This window comes from Marinibacterium profundimaris (genome assembly GCF_002210095.1).
Lineage (GTDB): Bacteria > Pseudomonadota > Alphaproteobacteria > Rhodobacterales > Rhodobacteraceae > Marinibacterium > Marinibacterium profundimaris.
In genome coordinates this window covers 214,582-235,736 of sequence record NZ_AQQR01000005.1, presented here as the reverse complement: position 1 = coordinate 235,736, position 21,155 = coordinate 214,582, and the positions used below count along the sequence as shown (strand labels likewise).

The 21,155-nt window shown below is 69.1% G+C and carries 21 protein-coding genes and 1 pseudogene; 5 read left to right on the top strand and 17 right to left on the bottom strand.

Annotated elements, in window-relative coordinates:
• Positions 1–2 precede the first annotated feature (2 nt).
• From ATO3_RS14745 to ATO3_RS14735, 3 genes are read left to right on the top strand one after another with little or no spacing between them, the layout of a single operon-like run.
• Complete coding sequence (locus ATO3_RS14745) at positions 3–920, top strand: sugar kinase (protein WP_088650632.1); 918 nt, start codon at positions 3–5, stop codon at positions 918–920.
• The gene (locus tag ATO3_RS14740) at positions 917–1,954 is read left to right on the top strand and encodes a Gfo/Idh/MocA family protein (RefSeq protein ID WP_233152157.1); all 1,038 of its coding nucleotides are present in this window, start codon (positions 917–919) and stop codon (positions 1,952–1,954) included. Before ATO3_RS14745 ends, ATO3_RS14740 begins: the two co-directional genes overlap by 4 nt.
• A complete protein-coding gene (locus tag ATO3_RS14735) occupies positions 1,947–2,969 on the top strand; it encodes a Gfo/Idh/MocA family protein (RefSeq protein WP_088650631.1) in 1,023 nt (340 codons plus the stop codon). Before ATO3_RS14740 ends, ATO3_RS14735 begins: the two co-directional genes overlap by 8 nt.
• A 108-nt stretch (positions 2,970–3,077) precedes the next feature.
• Here ATO3_RS14735 and modC read toward each other — a convergent pair whose 3' ends face one another.
• The 4 genes from modC to pcaQ all read right to left on the bottom strand — a co-directional run bounded on the left by modC (position 3,078) and on the right by pcaQ (position 6,612).
• Positions 3,078–4,178: a molybdenum ABC transporter ATP-binding protein gene (gene modC / locus ATO3_RS14730; protein ID WP_088650630.1), complete on the bottom strand. Its 1,101-nt coding sequence runs from the start codon at positions 4,176–4,178 to the stop codon at positions 3,078–3,080.
• Positions 4,178–4,870, bottom strand: coding sequence for a molybdate ABC transporter permease subunit (gene modB, locus ATO3_RS14725; protein ID WP_088650629.1), 693 nt, complete (start codon positions 4,868–4,870; stop codon positions 4,178–4,180). The genes modC and modB overlap by 1 nt, the downstream gene beginning before the upstream one ends.
• Before the next feature lie 4 nt (positions 4,871–4,874).
• Complete coding sequence (gene modA / locus ATO3_RS14720; RefSeq protein ID WP_088650628.1) at positions 4,875–5,609, bottom strand: molybdate ABC transporter substrate-binding protein; 735 nt, start codon at positions 5,607–5,609, stop codon at positions 4,875–4,877.
• 82 nt (positions 5,610–5,691) lie between these two features.
• Entirely contained in the window at positions 5,692–6,612 is a 921-nt protein-coding gene (gene pcaQ / locus ATO3_RS14715) for a pca operon transcription factor PcaQ (protein WP_198963284.1), read from the bottom strand.
• 91 nt (positions 6,613–6,703) lie between these two features.
• Here pcaQ and pobA point away from each other — a divergent pair, with 91 nt between their 5' ends.
• Positions 6,704–7,873 carry a 4-hydroxybenzoate 3-monooxygenase gene (pobA, locus tag ATO3_RS14710; protein ID WP_088650626.1) on the top strand — a complete coding sequence of 390 codons (1,170 nt, stop codon included), beginning with the start codon at positions 6,704–6,706 and terminating at the stop codon, positions 7,871–7,873.
• 142 nt (positions 7,874–8,015) lie between these two features.
• On the opposite strand, the pseudogene ATO3_RS29210 reads toward pobA, so the two are convergent.
• The 3 genes and pseudogenes from ATO3_RS29210 to ATO3_RS14695 all read right to left on the bottom strand — a co-directional run.
• Positions 8,016–8,330, bottom strand: a pseudogene (locus ATO3_RS29210) (2-oxo-hepta-3-ene-1,7-dioic acid hydratase); the annotation flags it as partial.
• 23 nt (positions 8,331–8,353) lie between these two features.
• Entirely contained in the window at positions 8,354–8,647 is a 294-nt protein-coding gene (locus ATO3_RS14700; RefSeq protein WP_088650625.1) for a hypothetical protein, read from the bottom strand.
• A gap of 147 nt (positions 8,648–8,794) precedes the next feature.
• Entirely contained in the window at positions 8,795–9,556 is a 762-nt protein-coding gene (locus ATO3_RS14695; RefSeq protein ID WP_088650624.1) for an SDR family NAD(P)-dependent oxidoreductase, read from the bottom strand.
• A gap of 137 nt (positions 9,557–9,693) precedes the next feature.
• On the opposite strand from ATO3_RS14695, the gene ATO3_RS14690 reads away from it, so the two are divergent.
• Positions 9,694–10,485, top strand: coding sequence for a TIGR03084 family metal-binding protein (locus ATO3_RS14690; RefSeq protein ID WP_233152156.1), 792 nt, complete (start codon positions 9,694–9,696; stop codon positions 10,483–10,485).
• A gap of 82 nt (positions 10,486–10,567) precedes the next feature.
• On the opposite strand, the gene ATO3_RS14685 is transcribed toward ATO3_RS14690, so the two are convergent.
• From ATO3_RS14685 to ATO3_RS14640, 10 genes are all read right to left on the bottom strand, one after another.
• Positions 10,568–12,898 carry a molybdopterin guanine dinucleotide-containing S/N-oxide reductase gene (locus ATO3_RS14685; RefSeq protein WP_233152155.1) on the bottom strand — a complete coding sequence of 777 codons (2,331 nt, stop codon included), beginning with the start codon at positions 12,896–12,898 and terminating at the stop codon, positions 10,568–10,570.
• A 205-nt stretch (positions 12,899–13,103) separates the two neighbouring features.
• Positions 13,104–13,568, bottom strand: coding sequence for a DUF3237 domain-containing protein (locus tag ATO3_RS14680; protein ID WP_088650623.1), 465 nt, complete (start codon positions 13,566–13,568; stop codon positions 13,104–13,106).
• A 17-nt stretch (positions 13,569–13,585) separates the two neighbouring features.
• Complete coding sequence (locus ATO3_RS14675) at positions 13,586–14,908, bottom strand: TRAP transporter large permease (protein ID WP_088650622.1); 1,323 nt, start codon at positions 14,906–14,908, stop codon at positions 13,586–13,588.
• Positions 14,901–15,422: a TRAP transporter small permease gene (locus ATO3_RS14670; RefSeq protein ID WP_088650621.1), complete on the bottom strand. Its 522-nt coding sequence runs from the start codon at positions 15,420–15,422 to the stop codon at positions 14,901–14,903. Before ATO3_RS14670 ends, ATO3_RS14675 begins: the two co-directional genes overlap by 8 nt.
• Before the next feature lie 60 nt (positions 15,423–15,482).
• Positions 15,483–16,517, bottom strand: a complete 1,035-nt coding sequence (locus ATO3_RS14665) for a TRAP transporter substrate-binding protein (protein ID WP_088650620.1) — start codon at positions 16,515–16,517, stop codon at positions 15,483–15,485.
• A gap of 278 nt (positions 16,518–16,795) precedes the next feature.
• Positions 16,796–18,115 carry a flavin-dependent oxidoreductase gene (locus tag ATO3_RS14660; protein ID WP_088650619.1) on the bottom strand — a complete coding sequence of 440 codons (1,320 nt, stop codon included), beginning with the start codon at positions 18,113–18,115 and terminating at the stop codon, positions 16,796–16,798.
• A gap of 169 nt (positions 18,116–18,284) precedes the next feature.
• The gene (locus ATO3_RS14655) at positions 18,285–18,716 is read right to left on the bottom strand and encodes a GFA family protein (protein ID WP_088650618.1); all 432 of its coding nucleotides are present in this window, start codon (positions 18,714–18,716) and stop codon (positions 18,285–18,287) included.
• Between the two features lie 151 nt (positions 18,717–18,867).
• The gene (locus ATO3_RS14650; protein ID WP_088650617.1) at positions 18,868–19,743 is read right to left on the bottom strand and encodes an amidohydrolase family protein; all 876 of its coding nucleotides are present in this window, start codon (positions 19,741–19,743) and stop codon (positions 18,868–18,870) included.
• Positions 19,740–20,252: a MarR family winged helix-turn-helix transcriptional regulator gene (locus tag ATO3_RS14645; RefSeq protein ID WP_088650616.1), complete on the bottom strand. Its 513-nt coding sequence runs from the start codon at positions 20,250–20,252 to the stop codon at positions 19,740–19,742. Before ATO3_RS14645 ends, ATO3_RS14650 begins: the two co-directional genes overlap by 4 nt.
• Positions 20,245–21,069, bottom strand: coding sequence for a crotonase/enoyl-CoA hydratase family protein (locus ATO3_RS14640; protein WP_088650615.1), 825 nt, complete (start codon positions 21,067–21,069; stop codon positions 20,245–20,247). Before ATO3_RS14640 ends, ATO3_RS14645 begins: the two co-directional genes overlap by 8 nt.
• Positions 21,070–21,155: the final 86 nt, after the last annotated feature.

Here is a 21,155-nt window from a genome sequence, read left to right as displayed (position 1 = left end):
CGATGACCGACGTGATCTGCATGGGCGAGGCCATGGTGGAACTGTCGCTGGCCTCGGACCCCGGCGGGCGCGCGGCGGTGGGCTTCGCCGGCGACACGCTGAACACGGCGATCTATCTCAAGCGCGAGGCGCCGGGGCTGGGGGTGGCCTATGCCACGCGGCTGGGGCGCGATCCGCTGTCCGACCAGATGGTCGCGATGATGGAGGACGAGGGGCTGGAAACCGCCCTCGTCGCCCGCCACGACAGCCGCCTGCCGGGGCTTTACGCCATCTCGACCGATGAGGCAGGCGAACGCGCCTTCTACTACTGGCGCGACAATTCCGCCGCGCGCGAGATGCTGGGCGATGGCGGTCTGCGGCTGGATCAGCTGGCGCAGGGCCGGGTCCTGTACCTCTCGGCGATCACGCTGGCGATCCTGCCCGAGGCGCACCGCCGCGGCTTCCTTGACTGGCTGCCGGGGTACCGGGCGGGCGGCGGGCGCTTCGCGTTCGATTCCAACTATCGGCCCCGCCTCTGGCCGGATGTGCCCACCGCCCGCGCGGCGGTGGAGGCCGCGTGGCGCCAGGCCGATATCGGCCTGCCCAGCGTGGATGACGAGATGGCGCTCTTCGGCGACCGCTCGGAGACGGAGGTGCTGGACCGGCTGGCCGCCTTCGGCGTCACCTCAGGTGCGCTGAAGCGGGGCGCGCAGGGGCCCCTGGCGCTGGACGGCACCGCCGCCGGACCCTTCGCCCCGGCCGAGAGGGTGATCGACAGCACCGCCGCCGGCGACAGTTTCAACGCCGGCTACCTGGCCGCCCGCCTTGGCGGCGCGGCCGAGCCCGAGGCGCTGCAGGCAGGCCATGCGCTGGCCGCGCGCGTGGTCGGCGTGAAAGGCGCGATCCTGCCCCGGACCGCGCTGGCGGAGGGGGCGGCGTGAGTCCGAAGCGCGCCGTTCTGATCGGGCTTGGCATGGTCGCCGGAACCCATGCAAAGGCCCTGGCCGAGGCCTCCGGCGCCTGTCTGCACGGGGTCTTTGCCCGGTCGCCCGACAAGGCCGCGCGCTTTGCCGACGATCACGGATCCCCCCGGGTCTATGCAACGCTGGACGAGATCGTGGCCGACAGGGACCTGGATTTCGCCATCCTCGTCACCCCGCCCGACGCCCGCATCGACATCGTCGACCGCCTGGCCGCCGCCGGCCTGCCGGTGCTGATGGAAAAGCCGGTCGAGCGGGACACGGCCCGGGCCGAACAGATCGTCGGGCTCCTCGAAGCCGCCGGTCTGCCCTGCGGCGTCACGCTGCAGCACCGGATGCGCGGCGCCGCCCTGGCGCTGAAACAGACTCTGGACTCCGGCGCCCTGGGCGAGATCGCCATGGTCGACCTGCGCGTGCCCTGGTGGCGGGACCAGGCCTATTACGACGAGCCGGGCCGCGGCACCTATGCCCGCGATGGCGGCGGCGTGCTGCTGACCCAGGCGATCCATACGCTGGACCTGATGCTGCACCTCTGCGGCCCCGTCACCTCGGTCACTGCGCTGACCGCGACCACCCGGCTGCACCGGATGGAGGCCGAGGATTTCGCCGCCGCCGGGGTGCTGTTCGCCAATGGCGCGCCGGGGGCGGTCATGGCCACCACCGCGCAATATCCCGGCGCCGGCGAGGAGATCGTGATCGCGACCGACCGCGCCACCGCGCGGCTGGCCGGCGACAGCCTGACGATCCACTGGCGCGACGGGCGCGTGGAAGAGACATCGGGCAGCTCCGCCACCGGCGGCGGGGCGGATCCGATGGCCTTCACCCATGCCTGGCACCAGGCGGTGATCGAGGATTTCGCCGCCGCCCTGACCGGGAACCGCCCGCCCGCCATCACCGGCCGCGACGCGCTGGCGGTGCACCGGCTGATCGACGCCATCGCCCTGTCCTCGGCCCAAGGACGGCGTGTGACACTGAAGGAGAACACCCATGGCTGAGCCGCTGCGCATGGGGGTCGTGGGGATCGACCACCGGCATATCTACACGATGGTTTCGCATATGCAGGCCGCCGGGGCAGAGCTGGCGGGCTGGTGGACCGACGGCACGCCCGAACCGCTGGAGGGCTTCCTCAAACGGTTCCCCGATGCGCGCAGGGTGGCGACGGCCGAGGCGCTCTATGACGACCCGTCGATCGACGTGATCCTGACAGCGGCGGTGCCCTGCGACCGCGCCGGCATCGCCCTGCGCGCCATGGACGCCGGCAAGGACGTGATGACCGACAAGCCCGGCTGCCTGACCCTCGCGGACCTGCAGGCGCTGCGGGCCAAGGTGGCCGAGACGGGCCGGATCTGGTCGGTGGATTTCTCGGAACGGTTCGAGGTGCCCTCGGTCACCATGGCGGCGGAGCTGGTGGCCGAGGGCGCCATCGGCCGGGTGATCCAGGTGCTGGGGCTGGGGCCGCACCGGCTGAACCGGGCCACGCGGCCGGGCTGGTTCTTCGATCCCGCGCGCAACGGCGGGATCCTCGCCGATATCGGGTCGCACCAGATCGACCAGTTCCTGTTCTTCGCGGGGGCAGAGACGGCCGAGATCACCATGGCCACCACCGCCAACCGCGCCAATCCACAGGATCCGGACTTTCGCGATTTCGGGCAGATGGCACTGCGGGCGGAGGGGGTGGACGGCTATGTGCGGCTGGACTGGTTCACGCCGGACGGGCTGCCGACCTGGGGCGACGGACGCTTGTTCCTGCTGGGCACCGAGGGCACGATCGAGCTGCGCAAATACGTCGATGCCGGCCGGTCGGAGAAGAGCGACACGCTGATCCTGACCAATGGCAGCCGCTGCGAGACCATCGACGCCAGCGGCGCAGGCCTGCCCTATTTCGCCCGGCTGGTGGCCGATATCCGCGACCGGACCGAAACGGCGATGCCGCAGGCCCATGCGTTCAAGGTGATGGAGCTGGCGATCACGGCGCAGGAGATGGCCGACAGAACAGCGACCGACCAGTAGGCCAAGACACCACCCGACGCCTGCCCCCCGACGCGAAGGGCAGCCCGCGAACCGGGGTGGGTGGGCGGGAGGGTAGCGGGCTGCCCGGCTCTCCACCGGGCGTCCCGATCAGTCGCTCGACAGCGCCCTGGCCCGGCCCACGTCCTGCGGCGCGATGCCCACGGATTTCACGATGGCATGGCAGGTCACGCCCTCGGCCAGCCCCAGCGTCTCGACCGAGCGGCGCGTCACGCGGGCCAGCACCGGCCCGGCGGGCGTGCGCAGCGACACCAGCGCGCCGGGCCCGTCGCCCGTCCGCACCCGGTCGATGACGCCCGGGATCACGTTCAGCGCCGACAGCCCCCGCGGCGCCTCGCGCGCCAGCAGAACCTCCTGCGCGGCAATCCGAAGGCGTATCACCTGCCCCGGCGCCTGCGGCACTTGCGGAAGGTAGATCGGCACGCCCCCGGCCTCCAGTTCCGTGATACCGTCGTCGTGGTGCGACACGACCTTCGCTTCGATCACCGCGCCCGCCGCCCGGATGCCGGTGGGCAGCACCATCGGGTCCGACAGCACCTCGCCCGCCGGGCCCTGCCGGGTGATCCGCCCGGCATCCAGCGCAACGATTGTGGTGGCCAGCCGCGCGACCTCGGCCGCGGAATGGCTGACATAGAGGATCGGCACCGATACCTCGTCACGGAGCCGTTCGAAATAGGGCAGGATCTCGGCCTTGCGGGCCTCGTCCAGCGCGGCGAGCGGCTCGTCCGCCAGGATCAGCCGGGGCGCGGCCAGCAGGGCGCGGCCGATGGCGACGCGCTGCTTTTCACCGCCCGAAAGCAGGCCAGGGCGGCGGGAGAGCAGCGGACCGATGCCCAGCATCTCGATCACCCGGTCGGGATCCTCGGCCGCCACACCGCGCGGGGCGAAGAGACGGCCGTAGAACAGGTTCTGCCGCACGGTCAGATGCGGAAACAACCGCCCCTCCTGAAAGACATAGCCCAGCCGCCGGCGATGCGGCGGCAGGCGCAGGCCAGTCTCGGTGTCCAGCAACACGCTGTCGCCCACCGCGATCCGTCCGGCATCGGGCGTCAAGAGCCCGGCCACCGCGTTCACGATCGTCGTCTTGCCCGACCCAGAGCGCCCGAAGAGCACGGTGATGCCCGGCGGCGCCTCGAACCCCACGTCCAGCGTGAACTCCCCCTGCCGGTGACGCAGCGCGACCGACAGCATCACGTGCCCGCCACCCGGCGCGCCACCCGGGTCGAGATCGCCTCGGACGCCAGCAGCGCCGCCATCGCCACCACGACCGACACCACCACCAGCCGCATCGCCGGCCCCTCGCCGCCCGGCACCTGCAGGAAGGCGTAGATCGCCGAGGGTATGGTGCGGGTCTGGCCGGGGATGTTGGAGACGAAAGTGATCGTGGCGCCGAATTCACCCATCGCCTTGGCAAAGGCCAGGATCGCGCCGGCCAGGATACCCGGCAGGATCATCGGCAGCGTCACGGTGACAAAGACCCAGGGCTTCGGCGCGCCCAGCGTGGCGGCGGCCTGTTCCAGACGGGGATCCACCGCCTCGATCGACAGGCGGATGGCGCGGACCATCAGCGGAAAGGCCATGATCCCGGCGGCCAGCGCCGCGCCGGTCCAGTGGAAGGCGAAGGTGATGCCGATCTTTTCCAGCGCGCGGCCTATGGGCCCTTGGGTGCCGAAGCCCAGCAGCAGCAGGTAGCCGGTGACCACTGGCGGCAGGATCAGCGGCAGGTGCACCAGCCCGTTCAGCAGCTGCTTGCCCGGAAAGCGCCAGCGCGCCAGCGCATAAGCGGTCAGCACGCCCAGCGGCAGGCTGACCAGCATCGCCCAGGTCGACACCCTGAGGGACAGCGCCACGGCGCTCCATTCCTCGGGGCCAAGCCAGGCCACCGCGTCAGTCCCCGGGCCCGGAGAAGCCCAGGCGGTCGAAGACCGCGCGCGCCTCGGGGCCCTTCAGATAATCGAGAAAGGCCGCCGCTTCGGGGCCGGCATCGGCCGTCAGGGCGGCCGGATAGACGATCGGCGGGTGACTGTCCGGCGGAAAGGTCGCCAGGACCGAGACGCGCGGCTCCACCGCCGCATCGGTGGCATAGACGATGCCGCGGGGTGCCTCGCCCAGGGCCACGAAGGCCAGCGCGGCGCGCACGTTGTCGGCCTGGATCACGCGCGTCTGCACCCGGTCCCAAAGGCCCATATGCGTCAGCGCCGCCTTGCCGTAGATACCCGCCGGCACCGCCTCGACCAGCGCCATGGCGATGCGGCCCTGGGCCAGGGCGGCGGCGATGTCGTCGGTGGCGGGCACCTCGCCATGGGCGATCAGCACGATGGAATTGCCCAGCAGATCGCTGCGTGTCCCGGCGGCGATCCGCCCCTCGGCCTCCAGCCTGTCCATCCAGTCGGTATTGGCCGAGATGAAGACATCCGCCGGCGCGCCTGCCTGGATCTGCCGGGCCAGCGCCGAAGACCCCGCGAAAGAGACCGTGACGTCATCGCCCATACGCGCGGAATAGCCCGCCGCGATCTCGTCCAGGGCGGTCTTCAGGCTGGCGGCCGCAAACACCGTGACCGTTTCGGCCGCGGCCGGCAGGGCCAGAAGGGCGGCCGCCGCCATCGCCAGAAGACTTCGCATGGGGCTCACTCCGCTGTCCCTTCAACTCCGGCCCAAGGAACAGGCCCTTGCCCCGAAGCACAAGCCATATCCGCAAACGTGATCACGCGGTCAGCCCCAGCTCGGCCACGGCCTGGGCGACGGCCAGCCGGAAGACCTGTTCGGCCGGCGACGGCGCCTCGCCGCCGCGGGTCATCAGCCCGACGGAGCCGGTGGTGATTGCGGTGTCGAAGGGCAGCTGCACCAGGTGCCCGTCGTCGATCTCGTTCGCGACCACGCCGGCCGAGATGATCCAGACCGCATCGGTCCGCCGCGTGTAGACGCGCCCGAAGGCGCCCGAGACGGTTTCGACCTGGCGCTGGATCTCGCCCACGCCGTGTTCCACGAGGTAGCGGTCAACCAGCGGCCGGATCGCCGAGCCGGGCGACGGGTAGACCACGGGCCAGTCGGTGATCCGGGCAAGCTCGGGGTCGTCCAGCAGCGGATGGCCCGCGCGGACGACAAAGACCACGCGTTCGGTGAAAAGCTGGGTGAAGGAGATCCCCTGCATCTGCTCCGGCCCGGCGAGGCGGCCAAGCACCAGGTCCAGCTCTCCGAGTTTCAGCCGCTCTGTCAGGAAACCATGCGGCCCGTCCATGATCCGCAGCCGCGCCTGCGGCCGCATCCGGCCAAAGACCTCAACCGCCGCCGGCATCAGCCGCGCCGCCACGCTGGGCAGGGCGCCCACGGCCAGGGACTCGGGCGCCATGGCGCCCGCATGTTCGACCCCGTCCAGCCCCTGCTGCAGGGCTGCCAGCGACATCTGCGCGAAATGCAGGAAGACTTCTCCCTGCGGGGTCAGCGCCACGCCCGCGCGGCTGCGGGTCAGAAGCGGGGCATCCAGGATGTCTTCGAGCTCCTTCAATGTCTTGGAGATCGCCGGGCCGGTCAGATAAAGCCGCTCGGCCGCGCGCTTGAAGCTGCGCTCGCGGGCGATTTCCACGAAACACTGGATGTGGCGGAACTTGATGCGGCGGTCGATCAAGATGGCTTCCCGATTCTGCAACCAAACCGCGTGATATCTCAATTTACATTTCGAAACCAGCAGGCGACCCTTCCTGCCGGGAGGATCCGGCATGCGGACACAGGTGGTGATTGTGGGCGGAGGCCCGTCTGGCATGCTGCTGGGTCAGCTGCTGTTCCGGCAGGGGATCGAGACCGTCGTGCTGGAGCGGCGCAGCAAGGCGCATGTGCTGTCGCGGATCCGGGCCGGCATCCTGGAAAGCGGCTTCTGCCGGCTGATGCGCGAGGCGGGCGTGGGCGAGCGGATGGATCGCGAAGGGTTCGTCCACGAGGGCACGGTGATCTCGCGCAACGACGACGAATTCGGCATCGACTTCAGGGCGCTGACCGGCGAGACGGTTTTGGTCTATGGCCAGACAGAGGTGACGCGCGACCTTTACGCGGCGCGCGAGGCCACCGGCGGGGCGATCGTGCACGGGGTCGAGGGCGTCCAGATCCACGGCGCCGACAGCGACAGGCCACACGTCACCTATGTGCTGGACGGCACCGAACATCGGATCGACTGCGATGTCATCGCGGGCTGCGACGGGTTCCACGGGATCACCCGCCAGACCATCCCCGGGACGGTGCGTAGAGAATACGAGAAGGTCTATCCCTTCGGCTGGCTCGGCATCCTGTCGGAAACCCCGCCGGTGCATGACGAGCTGATCTATGCCAGTTCGGACCGGGGCTTTGCGCTGTGTTCCATGCGCAATGCGCATCTCAGCCGCTACTACGTGCAATGCCCGCTGGCCGACCGGCCCGAGGATTGGTCGGACGCGGCGTTCTGGACCGAGCTGAAATCCCGCATCCCCGCCCGCCATGCCGAGGCGCTGGTGACCGGCCCGTCGATCGAGAAATCCATAGCACCCCTGCGCAGCTTCGTCAGCGAGCCGATGCGCTGGGGGCGGCTGTTCCTGTGCGGGGACGCGGCCCATATCGTGCCGCCGACCGGGGCCAAGGGGCTGAACACGGCGGCCTCGGACGTGCATTACCTCTATCACGGGCTGGTGGCGCATTTCCGCGACGGCGAAAGCGAGGGGCTCGACCGCTATTCGGAAACGGCGCTGGCCCGGGTCTGGAAGGCCGAGCGGTTCTCGTGGTCGATGACGACGCTCTTGCATCATTTCCCGGACCAGACGGCCTTCGACCTGCGGATCCAGGCGGCAGAGCTGGATTACCTCGCCTCCAGCCGCGCGGCGCAGGAGGCGCTGGCGCAGAATTACGTGGGGCTGCCGTACTGAGCGGCGAAGACCGGTGAGCGACGGTCCGGGTGGTGGCCTGGCAGGGTGATTTTGACGGTGCCGCCGGGTCGATTTTTTTCGTACGAAAAAAATTGTCCCGCAGGGTCGTCGAACCCATATCCCTCACGCCGGGAACCAGACCGATGAAGGAGCCGGTCAGAACCAACTGCCCCGCCTCGATCCGCTGGCCATAATGCCCCATCCGCCGCGCAAGCCAGACCAGCCGGGTCACCGGGTCGTCCAGCGCCGCCGCGCCCAGCCCCGTCGCCTCGACCGCGCCGTTCTTCTTCACGATCGCACCGGTCCAGCGCAGGTCGACCGCCGCCGGATCATGCCGTTGCGCGCCCAGCACGATGCCCGCGTTGGCCGCGTTGTCGGCGACGGTGTCGACGATGCGGCGGCGGGTGCCGGTCTGGGGATCGGCGCGCAGGATCCGGGTGTCCAGGATCTCGATCGCCGCCCGGCTCGAAATGCAGGGTTTCAGATTGGGCGCCCTCGCAACAGGATGGAACGGCGCTCCGGCCCCGGGTGCTGGACCAGGTGCGGAAGGTCCCTGTCGCGACCCGCGCCGACCGAAAGCGTCATGGCGGCAAAGTCGTTCTCGGGCAGAGCATCGGCGATCATGCAGTAATCGGCGCGAAAGGCCCGCACCCGAATACCCGCAAGCGGGAAGAGCCCCGACGCGACCAAGGCGCCATGCAGGGCACGGCACAGCCCGGCCATGTCGGCGCGCGCCTCCAGCCCCGGCGAAAAGGCAATCGACAGACGCGGCATGGGCGATCTCCTCCTGACCTCCCATTCGCGCTTAACATGTTAAGCGTATAGCCACCTGTCAAGGCGCACGGTCAGGCTCGGCACGTCTCCGCCCGGACCGCCCGCAGCGTGCGGGCCGGCGCCTTGAGGGCCGGCCCCGTTTTTCGCTTACTTCGGCGCCATCCGGATCGCGCCGTCCAGGCGGACCGTCTCGCCGTTGAGCATCGGGTTGGTGACGATGGCCTCGACCATCTTCGCGTATTCCGCCGGATCGCCCAGCCGGTTCGGAAAGGGCACCTGCGCGCCCAGCGAGGCCTGCGCCTCTTCCGGCAGCGAGGCCAGCAGCGGCGTCAGGAAAAGCCCCGGCGCGATGGTCATCACGCGGATGCCGTGGCGCGCGAATTCGCGGGCGATGGGCAGGGTCATGCCCACGATCCCGCCCTTGGAGGCGGCATAGGCCGGCTGGCCGATCTGCCCGTCGAAGGCGGCAACGGAGGCGGTATTGACGATCACGCCGCATTCCTCGCCGTCGCGCTCGCTGCCCTGGATGCGGGCGGCGAATTTCGACAGCACGTTGAAGCTGCCCAGCAGGTTCACGTTCACGATGGTCGCGAAATCCTTCAGAGGCAGCGGCTTGCCCTCGCGGTCGATGACCTTGGCGGGCGGGCCGATCCCGGCACAGTTCACGCAGATCCGCAGCTTGTCGCTGAAGGCCTGCGCGGCGTCGAGCCCGGCCTCGACCTCGGCCTCGTCGGTGACGTTCACCTTGACGAAGGTCCCGCCGATCGCCTCGGCATGGCTTTGGCCCAGGTCCTCGTTCAGATCAAAGATCGTGACCTTTGCACCCAGTGCCGCCAGATGCGCCGCCGTGGCGCCCCCCAGTCCCGATGCGCCACCGGTGACGACCGCGCCTGCTCCGCTGATATCCAAGACGTTCTCCTCCACGCTTTGCGATTTGGCCGTACCATTCCCCAGCCGCGCCCGCGCCTCAAGGGCGGATCCGAGGCGGCGCTTGCGCGGGACGCACCGTCAGGCCAGTGTGGCGCGACGAAACGGGGGGCCGGGTGATGGCGATCGGTGAGGCGGCGGATTTCCTGGCAGAGTGCGAGGCGCTGCATGCGCTGCTTGACGGCCGTGAGGCCGGGGTCTTCACCCGGGTGACCCAGTTCAAGGGCTGGACCGTCGAAGAGGTGCTGATCCACCTGCAGTTCTGGAACCGCGCGGCCGATCTGTCGGCGCTGGATGGCGAGGCCTTCGGTGTGCTGATGGAAGAGGTCGGCCCCGAGATCGCAAGGGGCCGTTTTCGCGCGGTGGAGAACGCCCGGATCGAGGACCGCGGGCCCGCGCTGCTGGCCGCCTGGATCACCCATGCCCGCGAGATGGCCCACCGCTGGGCCGGGATGGACCCGAAGGCGCGGCTGCCCTGGGCGGGGCCGTCGATGTCCGCGCGTTCCTCGATCACCGCCCGGCAGATGGAGACCTGGGCGCATGGGTTCGAGATCTTCGACCTGCTGGGCGTGACGCGGGAAGACACCGACCGGATCCGCAACATCGTGGTGCTGGGCGTGAACACCTTTGGCTGGTCCCACAGGGTGCACGGGCTCGAGGTGCCGGCGCAGATGCCCCGGTTGCAGCTGACCGCGCCGTCGGGCGAGCTCTGGACCTACGGCGCGCCGGAGGCCGGGCGCATTGCCGGCACCGCGGTCGATTTCGCCTCCGTGGTCACCCAGACCCGGGCGCTGGCCGACACCGGACTGGAGGTCGAAGGACCGGTGGCCCGGACCTGGATGGCCCATGCCCAGTGCTTCGCGGGCGCGCCCGAGATGCCGCCCGCCCCCGGAACGCGCCGCCGGGCCTGAGACCCCGGCCGGTGCGCGGGGTGGGCCGCGCAAACCGCCGGCATAACCCCACCCTCGCCGGGGTGGGAGCGCGCCGGCCGGCTTACCGCCCGCGCGTCACCAGCTGCGGCGGCGCAAAGGGCGCGGGTTCCAGCCCCGAACGGTCGATCTCCACCTCCACGATGCAGGAATGCGCGATCGGCCCCTGCGCCAGCCGCGAGGTCCCCTTGTCCAGCGTCAGCACGTTGGGATTGCCATGCCGGCAGCCGGGCCGCCCCTCGGCATCCACCGCCGGATCGTACCAGGCCCCCGTCGCCATCTGCACCACGCCGGGCCGCACCCCGTCGCTCAGCGCCGCTGTCGCAAGGCACCAGCCGCGCGCGTTGAACACCCGCAGCCGGTCCCCGTCACCGATCCCCCGCGCTGCGGCATCCTCGGGATGCAGGCTCAGCACCTCGCGCCCGTCGGGCCGCAGCGAGCGGCAATGCGCCCCGTGGTCCAGCTGCGAATGCAGCTTGCCCTTCGGCTGGTTCGACATCAGGTGCAGGCCTCTCCCCTGGCCCAGCCATTCCGCCGGCTCCAGCCAGGCCGGATGCGGCGGGCAATCGTCATAGCCGAAGCCCGCGATCACCTCCGAGAACAGTTCGATCCGTCCCGAGGGCGTGTCCAGAGGATGACCGTCCGGATCCGCGCGGAAGCCCTTCAGCATCACATGCGGTTCCTCCGATGGCGGGATCTGGTGCGTGCCCTTCTCGCGCAGCTCGTCCAGCGAAGGCAGCTCGATCTCGCGCTCCGCCGCGCTCTGCCGCGTGCGGTCATAGATCCACCGGATCCACTCCTCGGGCGTGCGCCCCTCGGTAAAGGCCTCCTCCACGCCCATGGCCCGCGCGATGCCGGCAAAGATCATGTGGTCGTCCCGCGCCTCGCCCGGCGGCTCCACCGCCTTGTCCATGCGCGCCAGCCAGGGATCGCGGTTGGTCATGGCGATGTCGGTCCGCTCCAGCGGCACGGTGCAGGGCAGCACGATGTCCGCGTGTTTCGCCAGCGCGTTCCAGCACCATTCATTGGCGATCACGGTCTCGGGCTTCGTCCAGGCCCGGCGCATGCGGTTCAGGTCCTGGTGATGGTGGAACGGGTTGCCCCCGGCCCACCAGACCAGGCGGATGTCCGGGTAGGTCCGGTGCTGCCCGTCGAATTCATAGGCCCCGCCGGGGTTTTCCAGCATGTCGGTGATGCGCGCGACCGGCACGTAATCCGTCACCGCGTTCTGCCCCTGCGGCAGCGCGATCATCGGCAGCCGCGCCAGGTCGTTGCCGATGGCGTTCACCGCCGAGTAGCCAAATCCGATCCCGCCCCCGGGCAGGCCGATCTGCCCCACCATCGAGGCCAGGGCGATCGCCGCCCAATAGGCCATCTCGCCATGATCCTGCCGGGTCAGCGCCCAGGCGATGGAGATCATCGTGCGGCCCTTCACCATCCGCCGCGCAAGGTCGCGGATCGTGTCGGCCGGCAGGTCGCAGATCGGCGCGGCCCAGTCGGCGGACTTCGCCACGCCGTCGGTCTCGCCCGTCAGATAGGCCGCGAAACGGTCGAACCCGGTGGTGTAGCGCGCGAGAAAGTCGCCATCCTGCAGCCCCTCGGCCAGCAGCGTGTGGCACAGCCCCAGCATCAGCGCCGTGTCGGTCGAGGGCCTCGGCGCGAGCCATTCGGCGCCGGCCTCCTCCATCACGTCCGAGCGCAGCGGCGAGATGTTGACGAAACGCACGCCGGCCTGCGCCGCCGCCTTGACCGCGTCACGCTGCACATGCCGGCCCACACCGCCCTGCGCGATCTGGCCGTTCTTCAGCGGCACGCCGCCGAAGGCCACGAACAGGTCCGTTTCGGCCACGACGGACCGCCAGCTGGTGGCGGAATAGACCAGCGGGTAGAAATGCCCCATCACATGCGGCACGATCACCTCGCCGGCGGCGAAGCTGTAGGTGTTCACCGATGACGTGAAGCCGCCCACGCAGTTCACGAACCGCTTCAGGTTGGATTGCGCATGGTTGAACCGCCCGGCCGAGGCCCAGCCGTAGGATCCGGCATAGATCGCCCCGTTGCCATGGGTCCCGCGCACCCGGTCCAGCTCGGCGGCCACCAGCCGTTCGGCCTCGTCCCAGGAGACCTCGACAAAGGCCTCCTGCCCCCGCAGATCGCCGCGCGCGCCGGGGCCCTGCTCCAGCCAGCTCTTGCGCACGGCGGGCCGCTTGATCCGCGTCGGCCCGTCCAGCACGTCAAGGATGCCCGGCCCGATGGGCGAGGGATCGGGATCGGCCTCGAAGGGGCGCATGGACGTGATGCGGCCGTCCCGCGTCTCGACCCGGTAGGTGCCCCAATGGGCCGATGTCAGAAGGTCCTTACGGTCGGACATGCGGTCGGACACGGGGTCGGACATGGGGCGCGCGCTCCTTGCAGAAGATCGGCGCATCCTTCGGCCAAGCCCCCCGCGACGTCAATGGCCTCGCTCGCGAAACGCCCGGTCCCGCGGTTCCCGCCCGCGCACCGGCCGCCCTTCGGGGCACAGCGGTCGCCGCCGCGCCGCCCGGCCCCGGCCGGGCAGCGCCCGGGCCCCCTCGATGGGGGCCCGGGCGCTTCGCCCCCTATTCCACTGCAAAGAGCGTGACGTGCACCTTCTCCGCCTGCCGCGCGCCGGTCCCGACAAAGAGCGTCCGGTTCACCCAATCGTACCGTTCGTCACCGGTTTCCAGCCGCGCCATGGTGCGCATCGTGTAAGATGTCGGCGCCACCACCTCGCCGCGCGCCAGCGCCGCGATGACCTCTGGCGGGCCGAAGCGGTAGCCGTAGTTGATGATCTCGATCGTCGCACCGTCTTCCGTCTCCATCGCATAGCGCGTGTCAAGCTCGGCCAGGCCGTCATCGAAGATCGTCTGCCAGTCGGCGCCCACGTTCAGGATCTTCCCCTGCAGCTCGGGCCCCTGCACGGTGCCTCCGACGATCGGGATGATCCGCCGCTGCCCGCCGCGCCCCCGTCCCATGTCTCGGATCGGGGCAAGCTCCACGTCAAGGTCGCAGACATGGCGCAGGTTGGGCTTCGGCAGTGGCATCAGGGTCTCCCTCTTCATCAGTAGATCGCCCAGACCAGACCCAGCGTCAGCGCCGGGAACAGCGTCAGGATCACGACGCGGACGATATCTGTCAGGACGAACGGCAGAGCGCCCCGAAAGGTTTCCGATATCGGCACGTCACGCGCCATGTTGTTGATGATGAACAGGTTCATGCCGACGGGCGGCGTGATCAGGCCGACCTCGACCACGATCAGAACCAGCACGCCGAACCACAGTCCGAAATCGTCGAAGCTCATCCCGAAGTCGAGCGTGATCATGATCGGGTAGATGATCGGCACCGTCACCAGCACCATCGACAGCGAATCCATGATGCACCCGAAGGCGAGGTACATGACCAGCACCACCGCCAGCACGATCCAGGGCGACAGGTCCTGCATCGACACCCAGGCGGCGGTTTCCTGCGGCAGCTGGGTCAGCGCCAGGAAGGAATTGTAGATCCCCGCCCCCAGCACGATCATGAAGATCATCGCCGTCGAGGCGGCGGTGGAATAGACCGATTGCGAAAAGGTCTTCCAGCTCATCTGCCCCGAGAACAGCGCCGCCACCCCGGTGCCGGCCGCGCCCACAGCCGCCGCCTCGGTCGGGGTGAAGATGCCGAGGTAGATGCCGCCCACCACGGCCACGAAGATCACCAGCACCGGCCAGATCCCCGCCAGCATCTTCAGCCGTTCGCCCCAGGGCACGCGCGGCGCCAGCGCGGCGGAATTGGGCGAGACCCGGACCCAGACCGCCACGGCGATCATGTAGCCCAGGGCCGCCAGGATCCCCGGCCCGATCGCGGCGACGAAGAGCTTGGCGATATTCTGCTCGGCCAGGATCGCGTAGATCACCAGGATCACCGAGGGCGGGATCAGGATCCCCAGCGTGCCGCCCGCGGCCAGCGCGCCGGTGGCCAGCGTGTTGGGATAGCCGTAGCGCCGCAGCTCCGGCAGGGCCACCTGCCCCATCGTGGCGGCCGTGGCCAGCGACGATCCGCAGATCGCGCCGAAGCCCGCGCAGGCGCCGATGGCCGACATCGCCATGCCGCCCTTGCGATGGCCCAGGAACCCCTCGGCCGCGCGGAACAGCGAGGCGGACATGCCCGAGAGCGTCGCGAACTGCCCCATCAGCAAGAACAGCGGGATGATCGAGAAGGAATATTGCGAAAAGGTCGAATAGGTCAGCGATTTCAGCTGCGCCAGCATCATCATCGGCGAACCGGTGACCATCCAGGTGCCGAAGAATCCCACCAGCAGCATGGCCAGCGCGATGGGAAAGCGCAGGAAGATCAGCAGCAGAAGGACCGGGAAGGACCAGAGCGCCAGATCGAAATCAGACATGGCCCGCCTCCTCCGCGTAGCCGGCCAAGGCCCGGGCCGAACGCAGCACGCAGAAGGCCGCCACCAGCGCGAAGGCCACAGCCCCCACCAGAGCCAGCGCATAGGCCTGCCACATGTCGAACTGCAGGATCAGCGTGGTCTCGTAATAGCTTTTCTTGTCCAGCATCCCCAGCCACAGCCGCCAGGCCATGACCACGGCAACGCCCAGGAAGGCCAGGTCCGACAGAAGGTCGATCACCCGGTTCACCCGCGCCGGAAAGCGGGTCAGGAACAGGTCCACCGTGGCGTGGGCACGGGCATAGAGGCCCCAGGGCAGAAAGGCGAAAACGGCAAAGCCCATCCCGATCGAGATCAGCTCGAAATCGCCCTTCACCGGCTGCAGGCCGACCGGGATCAGGGCGCGCCCGGTGATCGACACGCAGGTCATCACCACCAGCGCCACAAGGGCCAGCCCCCCCAGAAGGGCCATGCCACGCGCGATCAGCTCCGCGAGGCGGGACAGCAGGGCATACATGCGGGATATCCCATGAAGGGGGGCCAGGCGCGCGCCCGGCCCCAAGGCGTCAGGAGCGGGTTACTCGGTCTCGTTCTTCTTGATCAGGCCCTGGGCCTGGTCAATCAGCGCCATGCCGTCGATGCCCTTGCCGTCCATCTCGGCGACCCAGCGGTCCACCACCGGCAACGCCGCCTGCTGCCAGCGCGCCACCTCGGCCTCGTCCAGCGTCACGATGGTGTTGCCGGCGTCCTCGGCGATCTTGCGGCCCGGCGCATCGTATTCCCACATCACTTCGGCGGCGAGTTGCGACAGCTTTGCGCCGCTCTGTTCGTCGATGATCGCCTTCAGGTCGTCGGGCAGGTTGTCGTAGCTGCGCTTGTTCATGACCATGACAATCGCCGCCGTGTACAGCGCCCGGTCGCCGCCGAACTCGGTGTGGTTGTCCAGCAGCTCGGCCAGCCGGATCGAGGGCGTGACCTCCCACGGGATCACGGTGGCGTCGATCACCCCGGTCGAGAGCGCCTCGGGGATCCCCGGCAGCGGCATGCCCACCGGCGTCGCGCCCAGCTCGGCCAGCAGATCGTTGATGACCCGGGTCGGCCCGCGCAGCTTAAGCCCCTGCATGTCCTCCAGGCTGGTCACGCCGTCGCGGCTGTGCACCAGGCCGGGCCCGTGAACCCAGGCGCCCAGCACATGCACGTCCTTGAACTCGCTCTCCTGCAGGTCGCTTTCGACCAGGTCCCAGAAGGCCAGCGAGGTGGCAACGGGCGAGGTCATCATGAACGGCAGTTCGAACACCTCGGAGCGCGGGAAACGGCCCGGCGTGTAGCCCGTCAGCGTCATCGAGATGTCGACCACCCCGTCGCGCGCCTGGTCCATCAGCGAGGGTGGCGTGCCCCCCAGCGCCATGGCGTCGAAATGCTGGATCTCGATCCGCCCGTCCGAGGCCTCCTCGATGCTCTCGGCCCAGGGCTTGATCACGTGGGCCGGCAGCGGCGCCTGCGGCGGCAGGAACTGGTGCAGGCGCAAGGTGACGTCTTGTGCAAGTGCGGGACCGGCGGCCAGCGCAACAGCGCCGGCGGCCACGGCCGCCATCAACGAACGTCGTTTCATGTAATCCTCCCTCGAAACGCGATCTTATTCAAATCTGGTAGCATCCGGGGGGGCTCCATCCAACTGAGGAACACGACCGGATAGATGAATAGTTTGGAAACTATCCCGTCGCCGGGTCCGGCCGGCAGGCGATATGGGCGGGGCCTGTCGCGGGTCCGCTCCCCGGCGCGCCCCTTCCACGGATCGCCGCCGGGGTCCGGACCGCCGCCGCGATCCCCCGTCCCGGGCCGCCCCGGGTGCCCCGCGACCGGGGTCCGAGAGACCGGCACGCCGGGGTCTCAGCCGACCGGAACCGGCCGCACCTTCGCCTCCAGCGCGATGGTCCGGGGCGCGGCGTTCAGCGTCTCGATCGCGAAACCGGCGGCGGATTTGTAGGCCGCCATGAACTCCGCCCGCTCGGCGGGAGAGACAACCGCGTCGATATCGTCGAACGTGCCGCCGCAGCGGTCGTCCACCAGGTTCAGCAGGCCGAAGGGCCCGGCCCCGCGATTGCGCAGCACCACCTTCGAGATCGGGCCGCAGAGCCGGGCGTCGAAGGCCGAAAGCGCCTGCGGCGTGATCCCGTGCTCCAGCAGGCTGGAGCCCAGCACGCGGGCATCCACGATCGCCTGGCTCGCCCCGTTCGATCCGGTGGGATACATCGCATGCGCCGCGTCGCCCAGCAGCGCCACGGGTCCGTCGACCCAGGTCGGCACCGGGTCACGGTCGATCATCGGGTATTCCCAGACATCGCCGGCACCGCGCAGCAGCTCGGGCACGTTCAGCCAGCCGTAATCCCAGCCGTCGAAATGGTGGATGAAATCCTCGACCGCGACCTTCTTGTTCCAGTCCGAATTGGTCCAGCCCCGGGAATTGTCGACGGTGACCTCGGCGATCCAGTTGATGTCGGCCAGGCCATCGGCATCGGGCTGCGAAATCGGGTAGAAGACCAGCCGGTGGCGATGGGTGCCAAGCCCCACGAAGGAGGCGCCGGTGCGCGCTGGCCGGGCCCGGGTGGTGCCGCGCCACATGATCGCGCCGCCCCAGTTGATCGGCGGCTGGTCGGGATGCATCTGCGCGCGGATCGCCGAATGGATCCCGTCGGCGCCAATCAGCAGCCGGCCGCTGGCCGTGCTCTCGGCGCCATCCGACGCCCGCAGCGTGACGGTGACGCCCTCGGCCGTCGCCTCGTACCCGGTCACCTTCTGTCCGGTGCAGATCGCCTCGGGCCCCAGACGCTCCAGCGCCGTGCGGTAGAGCAGCATCTGCAATTCGCCCCGGTGGACGGAATATTGCGGCCAGTTGTAGCCGGCATCGAGCCCGCGCGGCTCGGCATAGATCTCGGCCCCGTTCAGGCCGACCAGCGCCCATTCACGGCAGGCGATGCCGATGCGGTCCAGCTGGTCGGGACCGATGCCCAGGTCGAAAAGCTCGCGCACCGCGTTCGGCTGCAGGTTGATCCCCACGCCCAGCGGCTTCAGCTCGGAGACGGCCTCGAACACGCGGCAGGGCACGCCCAGCTGGTGCAGGGTCAGCGCGGTGGCAAGCCCGCCGATGCCGGCGCCGGCGATCAGGACGGCGGGCGCGTCGGGCTGCGCTACGGGGGCGGTATCGGGCATGGATCGGAACCTCCGGAACAGTGTCGGACTTCTGCGATAGCGCGGGAGACGTGGCCGTGGCCAGCCTCCTTTCCGCCGCATCGCGGCGCCCGTCCATGCCGCATCCGAAAGAAAAGGCCGCCGCCCGGGGAGGGAGACCCGGGCGGCGGTCGCAGGTCCGCAGCCGGTGTCAGTTCGGTGCGGGCCAGACGAAGTCCGGGCGCAGCGCCTCGTAGACCGGGCGGCCGTCCGTGGGCGCCGGTTCGCCCGTGCCGGGATCGTAGAAGGCGTGGTACGTCGCCGGCATGTCGGCCGAGAAGCCCATCAGGTTGGGCACGATGGCGCGGATCCGGCTCTGCTTGTCGTCCAGCATGATCGGCGCGCCGCACTCCCCGCAGGTGCACAGCTCAAGCGGGCCGTCGGGGTTGTTGGCATTGAAGGGCTGGCGGTTCATCGCGCCGCCCTCCGCGTCGAGGTCGGAGTGCTTGAAGAAGACCACATGGGTGGTCGGCTGCCCGGTCACGCCCTTGCAGACGGAACAATGGCAGGTGTGGTTGTCGATGGGCTCGGCATCGGCATGTGTCGAGATGTGATCGCAGCCACCTTCATACTTGTGAGACATTGTTTTCCTCCCTGGGATGGCGGGGCCCGACCGGGTTCGGCCAGGGCAGTCCCGCCATCTTATCGGAGGACAGAATGTCACCTTGCGTCAATTCCACCTTTGGGTAGTTGCGCAGCATGTCCGCCCTGCGCCTGCCGGCCGCGTGCACGACTCAGAGCTTCAGCAGCCTGCGGGCGTTGTCCTTCAGGATCAGAGGCTTGACCTCGTCCTTGATGCCGATCCCGTCGAAGTCGGCCAGCCAGCGGTCCGGCGTGATCGCCGGCCAGTCGGAGCCGAAGAGCATCTTCTTCTTCAGGATCGAATTGGCGTAATGGACGAAGATCGGCGGAAAATACTTCGGCGACCAGCCCGACATGTCGATGTAGACGTTGGGCTTGTGCTGGGCGACCATCAGCCCCTCTTCCGTCCAGGGAAAGCTGGGATGGGCCAGAACGATGGGTGTGTCGGGGAAATCCACCGCCACGTCGTCGACATGCACCGGGTTGGAATATTTCAGCCGCATCCCCATGCCGCCGCGCATGCCCGATCCCACCCCGGTCTGGCCGGTGTGAAACAGCATCATCGAGCCTTCCTCGGCAATCGCCTCGTAAAGCGGATAGGCCCAGCGTTCGTTGGGGTAGAACCCCTGCATCGTGGGGTGGAACTTGAACCCCTTCACGCCGAACTCGCGCACCAGCCGCCGTGCCTCGCGGGCGCCGGCCTTGCCTTTGGCGGGGTCGATGGACGCGAAGGGGATCAGGATATCGCTGTTCTCGGCCGCGATCTGTGCGACCTCCTCGTTGGAATAGCGGCGGAACCCAGTCTCGCGCTCGGCATCGACCGGGAAGATCACCGCGCCGATCTTCCTGTCGCGAAAGTACTCTGCTGTCTGCCGGACCGAGGGCAGCATGCCGTCAGCCCCCGCCGGGTTGCGGAAGTATTTCGCCATGCCGGCCTGGAAATCGTCGTAGCCATCGTCGCGCGGACCGCAGCAGGGCTCCTCGGCATGGGTGTGGAAATCGATCGCGACAAGGTCGTCGACATTCATGATCCGCTCTCCTCCAACGGGTCGTGTCCGGGCCCGGAGGGGTCCTCCGGGATGTTCAGGTAGGCCCGAAGCAGACGCTTCAGCTGTGCCGCCTCGCGCTGGTCGAGACGTCCCTGAGCACGGCTCTCGTGCGCCAGGACCGGGCCGGTCAGTTCCGCCACCCGCGCCCTACCCGCCGCGGTCAGCCACAGTTCCACCGAGCGGCGGTCATCCTCGGGCACGGTGCGGTGCACCAGCCCGGCGTCCTCCATTGCGCGGATCATCTTGGTCATATGCGCGCGCTTGATCCGCAGGCTGCTGGCCAATACGCCCTGCCGCACGCCGGGGTTCTCGGCGACCAGGAACAGCACCGACATCTCGCCCGGGCGCACGCCAAGCGCGCCGATCTCGTCGTAATAGGCCTCGAAGGCCGACAACTGCCCCAGCCTCAGCAGGAAGCCCAGTGAGTCCGTGAGGGGGCCGAACCGGACACCAAGGGTGCCGTCGTCGCTGCCCCCGCCGTCACGCATCCTTCGGCGCCGCGACCTTGGCCGCGCGTTTCTCGAGGAAGGCGCGCAGCCGTTCCTCGGCCTCGGGCGTGCCGGTGGTCAGCGCCGACATCAGGCTTTCTGTGAACAGCCCGTCCTCCGACGACATGTCGCGGATGCGCGGCAGGGCGTTGAGGATGGCGAAATTCGTCATCTCGGCATTGGTCGCGGTCTGCGTGGCCAGTTCGATGGCCTTCTCCTTCGCCCCGCCCTCGGGCACCACGTATGACACCCCGCCCCAGCGCTCCATCTCCTGCGCGCTCAGGACCCGGCCGGTCAGCATCATGTCACCCATCCGCCCCGAGCCGATCAGCCGCGCGATCCGCACCGATCCGCCGCCGCCGACGAAGATGCCGCGCTGGCCCTCTGGCAGGGCGAAAAAGGCGTTCTCTTCCGCCACGCGGATATGGGTGGAGGCCGCCAGTTCGAACCCGCCGCCCACCACGGCGCCCTGCAGCGCCGAGACGAAGGGGATCGAGCCGCGTTCGATCAGGTCGAAGATCCGGTGCCACCGGCGCGAGCCCTTGACCGAGTCGATCAGCGATTTCTTGGAATGCTCACCCAGGTCGAGCCCGGCGCAGAAATGCGTGCCCTCGCCCCAGATCACCCCGGCCTTCGCCTCGTCCGTGGCGCGCAGGACGGCGGCGCCGATGGCTTCGACGACGCGGTCAGATATGGCGTTGCGCTTGTCGGGCCGGTTCAGCCCGATGATCGCGACATCCCCCTGCAGGTCGTAGGTGACAAGATCGTCCCCGTCCGCCCCCGTCGCGTCCGGTCCGCTGTGCTCGGTCCCGCCCATCGACTGTTCCCCCCCTGCTCCGGGCCTGCCCGGTCAATTCTGTTTCCAAGTAGACAATATTCGAACGCCCTGTCAACGCGGCCGAG

Coding starts and splice junctions, on each gene's coding strand:
- ATO3_RS14745 (WP_088650632.1), top strand. CDS start 3: ATGACCGACGTGATCTGCATGGGCGAGGCCATGGTGGAACTGTCGCTG.
- ATO3_RS14735 (WP_088650631.1), top strand. CDS start 1,947: ATGGCTGAGCCGCTGCGCATGGGGGTCGTGGGGATCGACCACCGGCAT.
- modC (WP_088650630.1), bottom strand. CDS start 4,178: ATGCTGTCGGTCGCGCTGCGTCACCGGCAGGGGGAGTTCACGCTGGAC.
- modA (WP_088650628.1), bottom strand. CDS start 5,609: ATGCGAAGTCTTCTGGCGATGGCGGCGGCCGCCCTTCTGGCCCTGCCG.
- pobA (WP_088650626.1), top strand. CDS start 6,704: ATGCGGACACAGGTGGTGATTGTGGGCGGAGGCCCGTCTGGCATGCTG.
- ATO3_RS14700 (WP_088650625.1), bottom strand. CDS start 8,647: ATGCCGCGTCTGTCGATTGCCTTTTCGCCGGGGCTGGAGGCGCGCGCC.
- ATO3_RS14690 (WP_233152156.1), top strand. CDS start 9,694: ATGGCGATCGGTGAGGCGGCGGATTTCCTGGCAGAGTGCGAGGCGCTG.
- ATO3_RS14685 (WP_233152155.1), bottom strand. CDS start 12,898: ATGTCCGACCCCGTGTCCGACCGCATGTCCGACCGTAAGGACCTTCTG.
- ATO3_RS14680 (WP_088650623.1), bottom strand. CDS start 13,568: ATGCCACTGCCGAAGCCCAACCTGCGCCATGTCTGCGACCTTGACGTG.
- ATO3_RS14675 (WP_088650622.1), bottom strand. CDS start 14,908: ATGTCTGATTTCGATCTGGCGCTCTGGTCCTTCCCGGTCCTTCTGCTG.
- ATO3_RS14670 (WP_088650621.1), bottom strand. CDS start 15,422: ATGTATGCCCTGCTGTCCCGCCTCGCGGAGCTGATCGCGCGTGGCATG.
- ATO3_RS14665 (WP_088650620.1), bottom strand. CDS start 16,517: ATGAAACGACGTTCGTTGATGGCGGCCGTGGCCGCCGGCGCTGTTGCG.
- ATO3_RS14660 (WP_088650619.1), bottom strand. CDS start 18,115: ATGCCCGATACCGCCCCCGTAGCGCAGCCCGACGCGCCCGCCGTCCTG.
- ATO3_RS14655 (WP_088650618.1), bottom strand. CDS start 18,716: ATGTCTCACAAGTATGAAGGTGGCTGCGATCACATCTCGACACATGCC.
- ATO3_RS14650 (WP_088650617.1), bottom strand. CDS start 19,743: ATGAATGTCGACGACCTTGTCGCGATCGATTTCCACACCCATGCCGAG.
- ATO3_RS14645 (WP_088650616.1), bottom strand. CDS start 20,252: ATGCGTGACGGCGGGGGCAGCGACGACGGCACCCTTGGTGTCCGGTTC.
- ATO3_RS14640 (WP_088650615.1), bottom strand. CDS start 21,069: ATGGGCGGGACCGAGCACAGCGGACCGGACGCGACGGGGGCGGACGGG.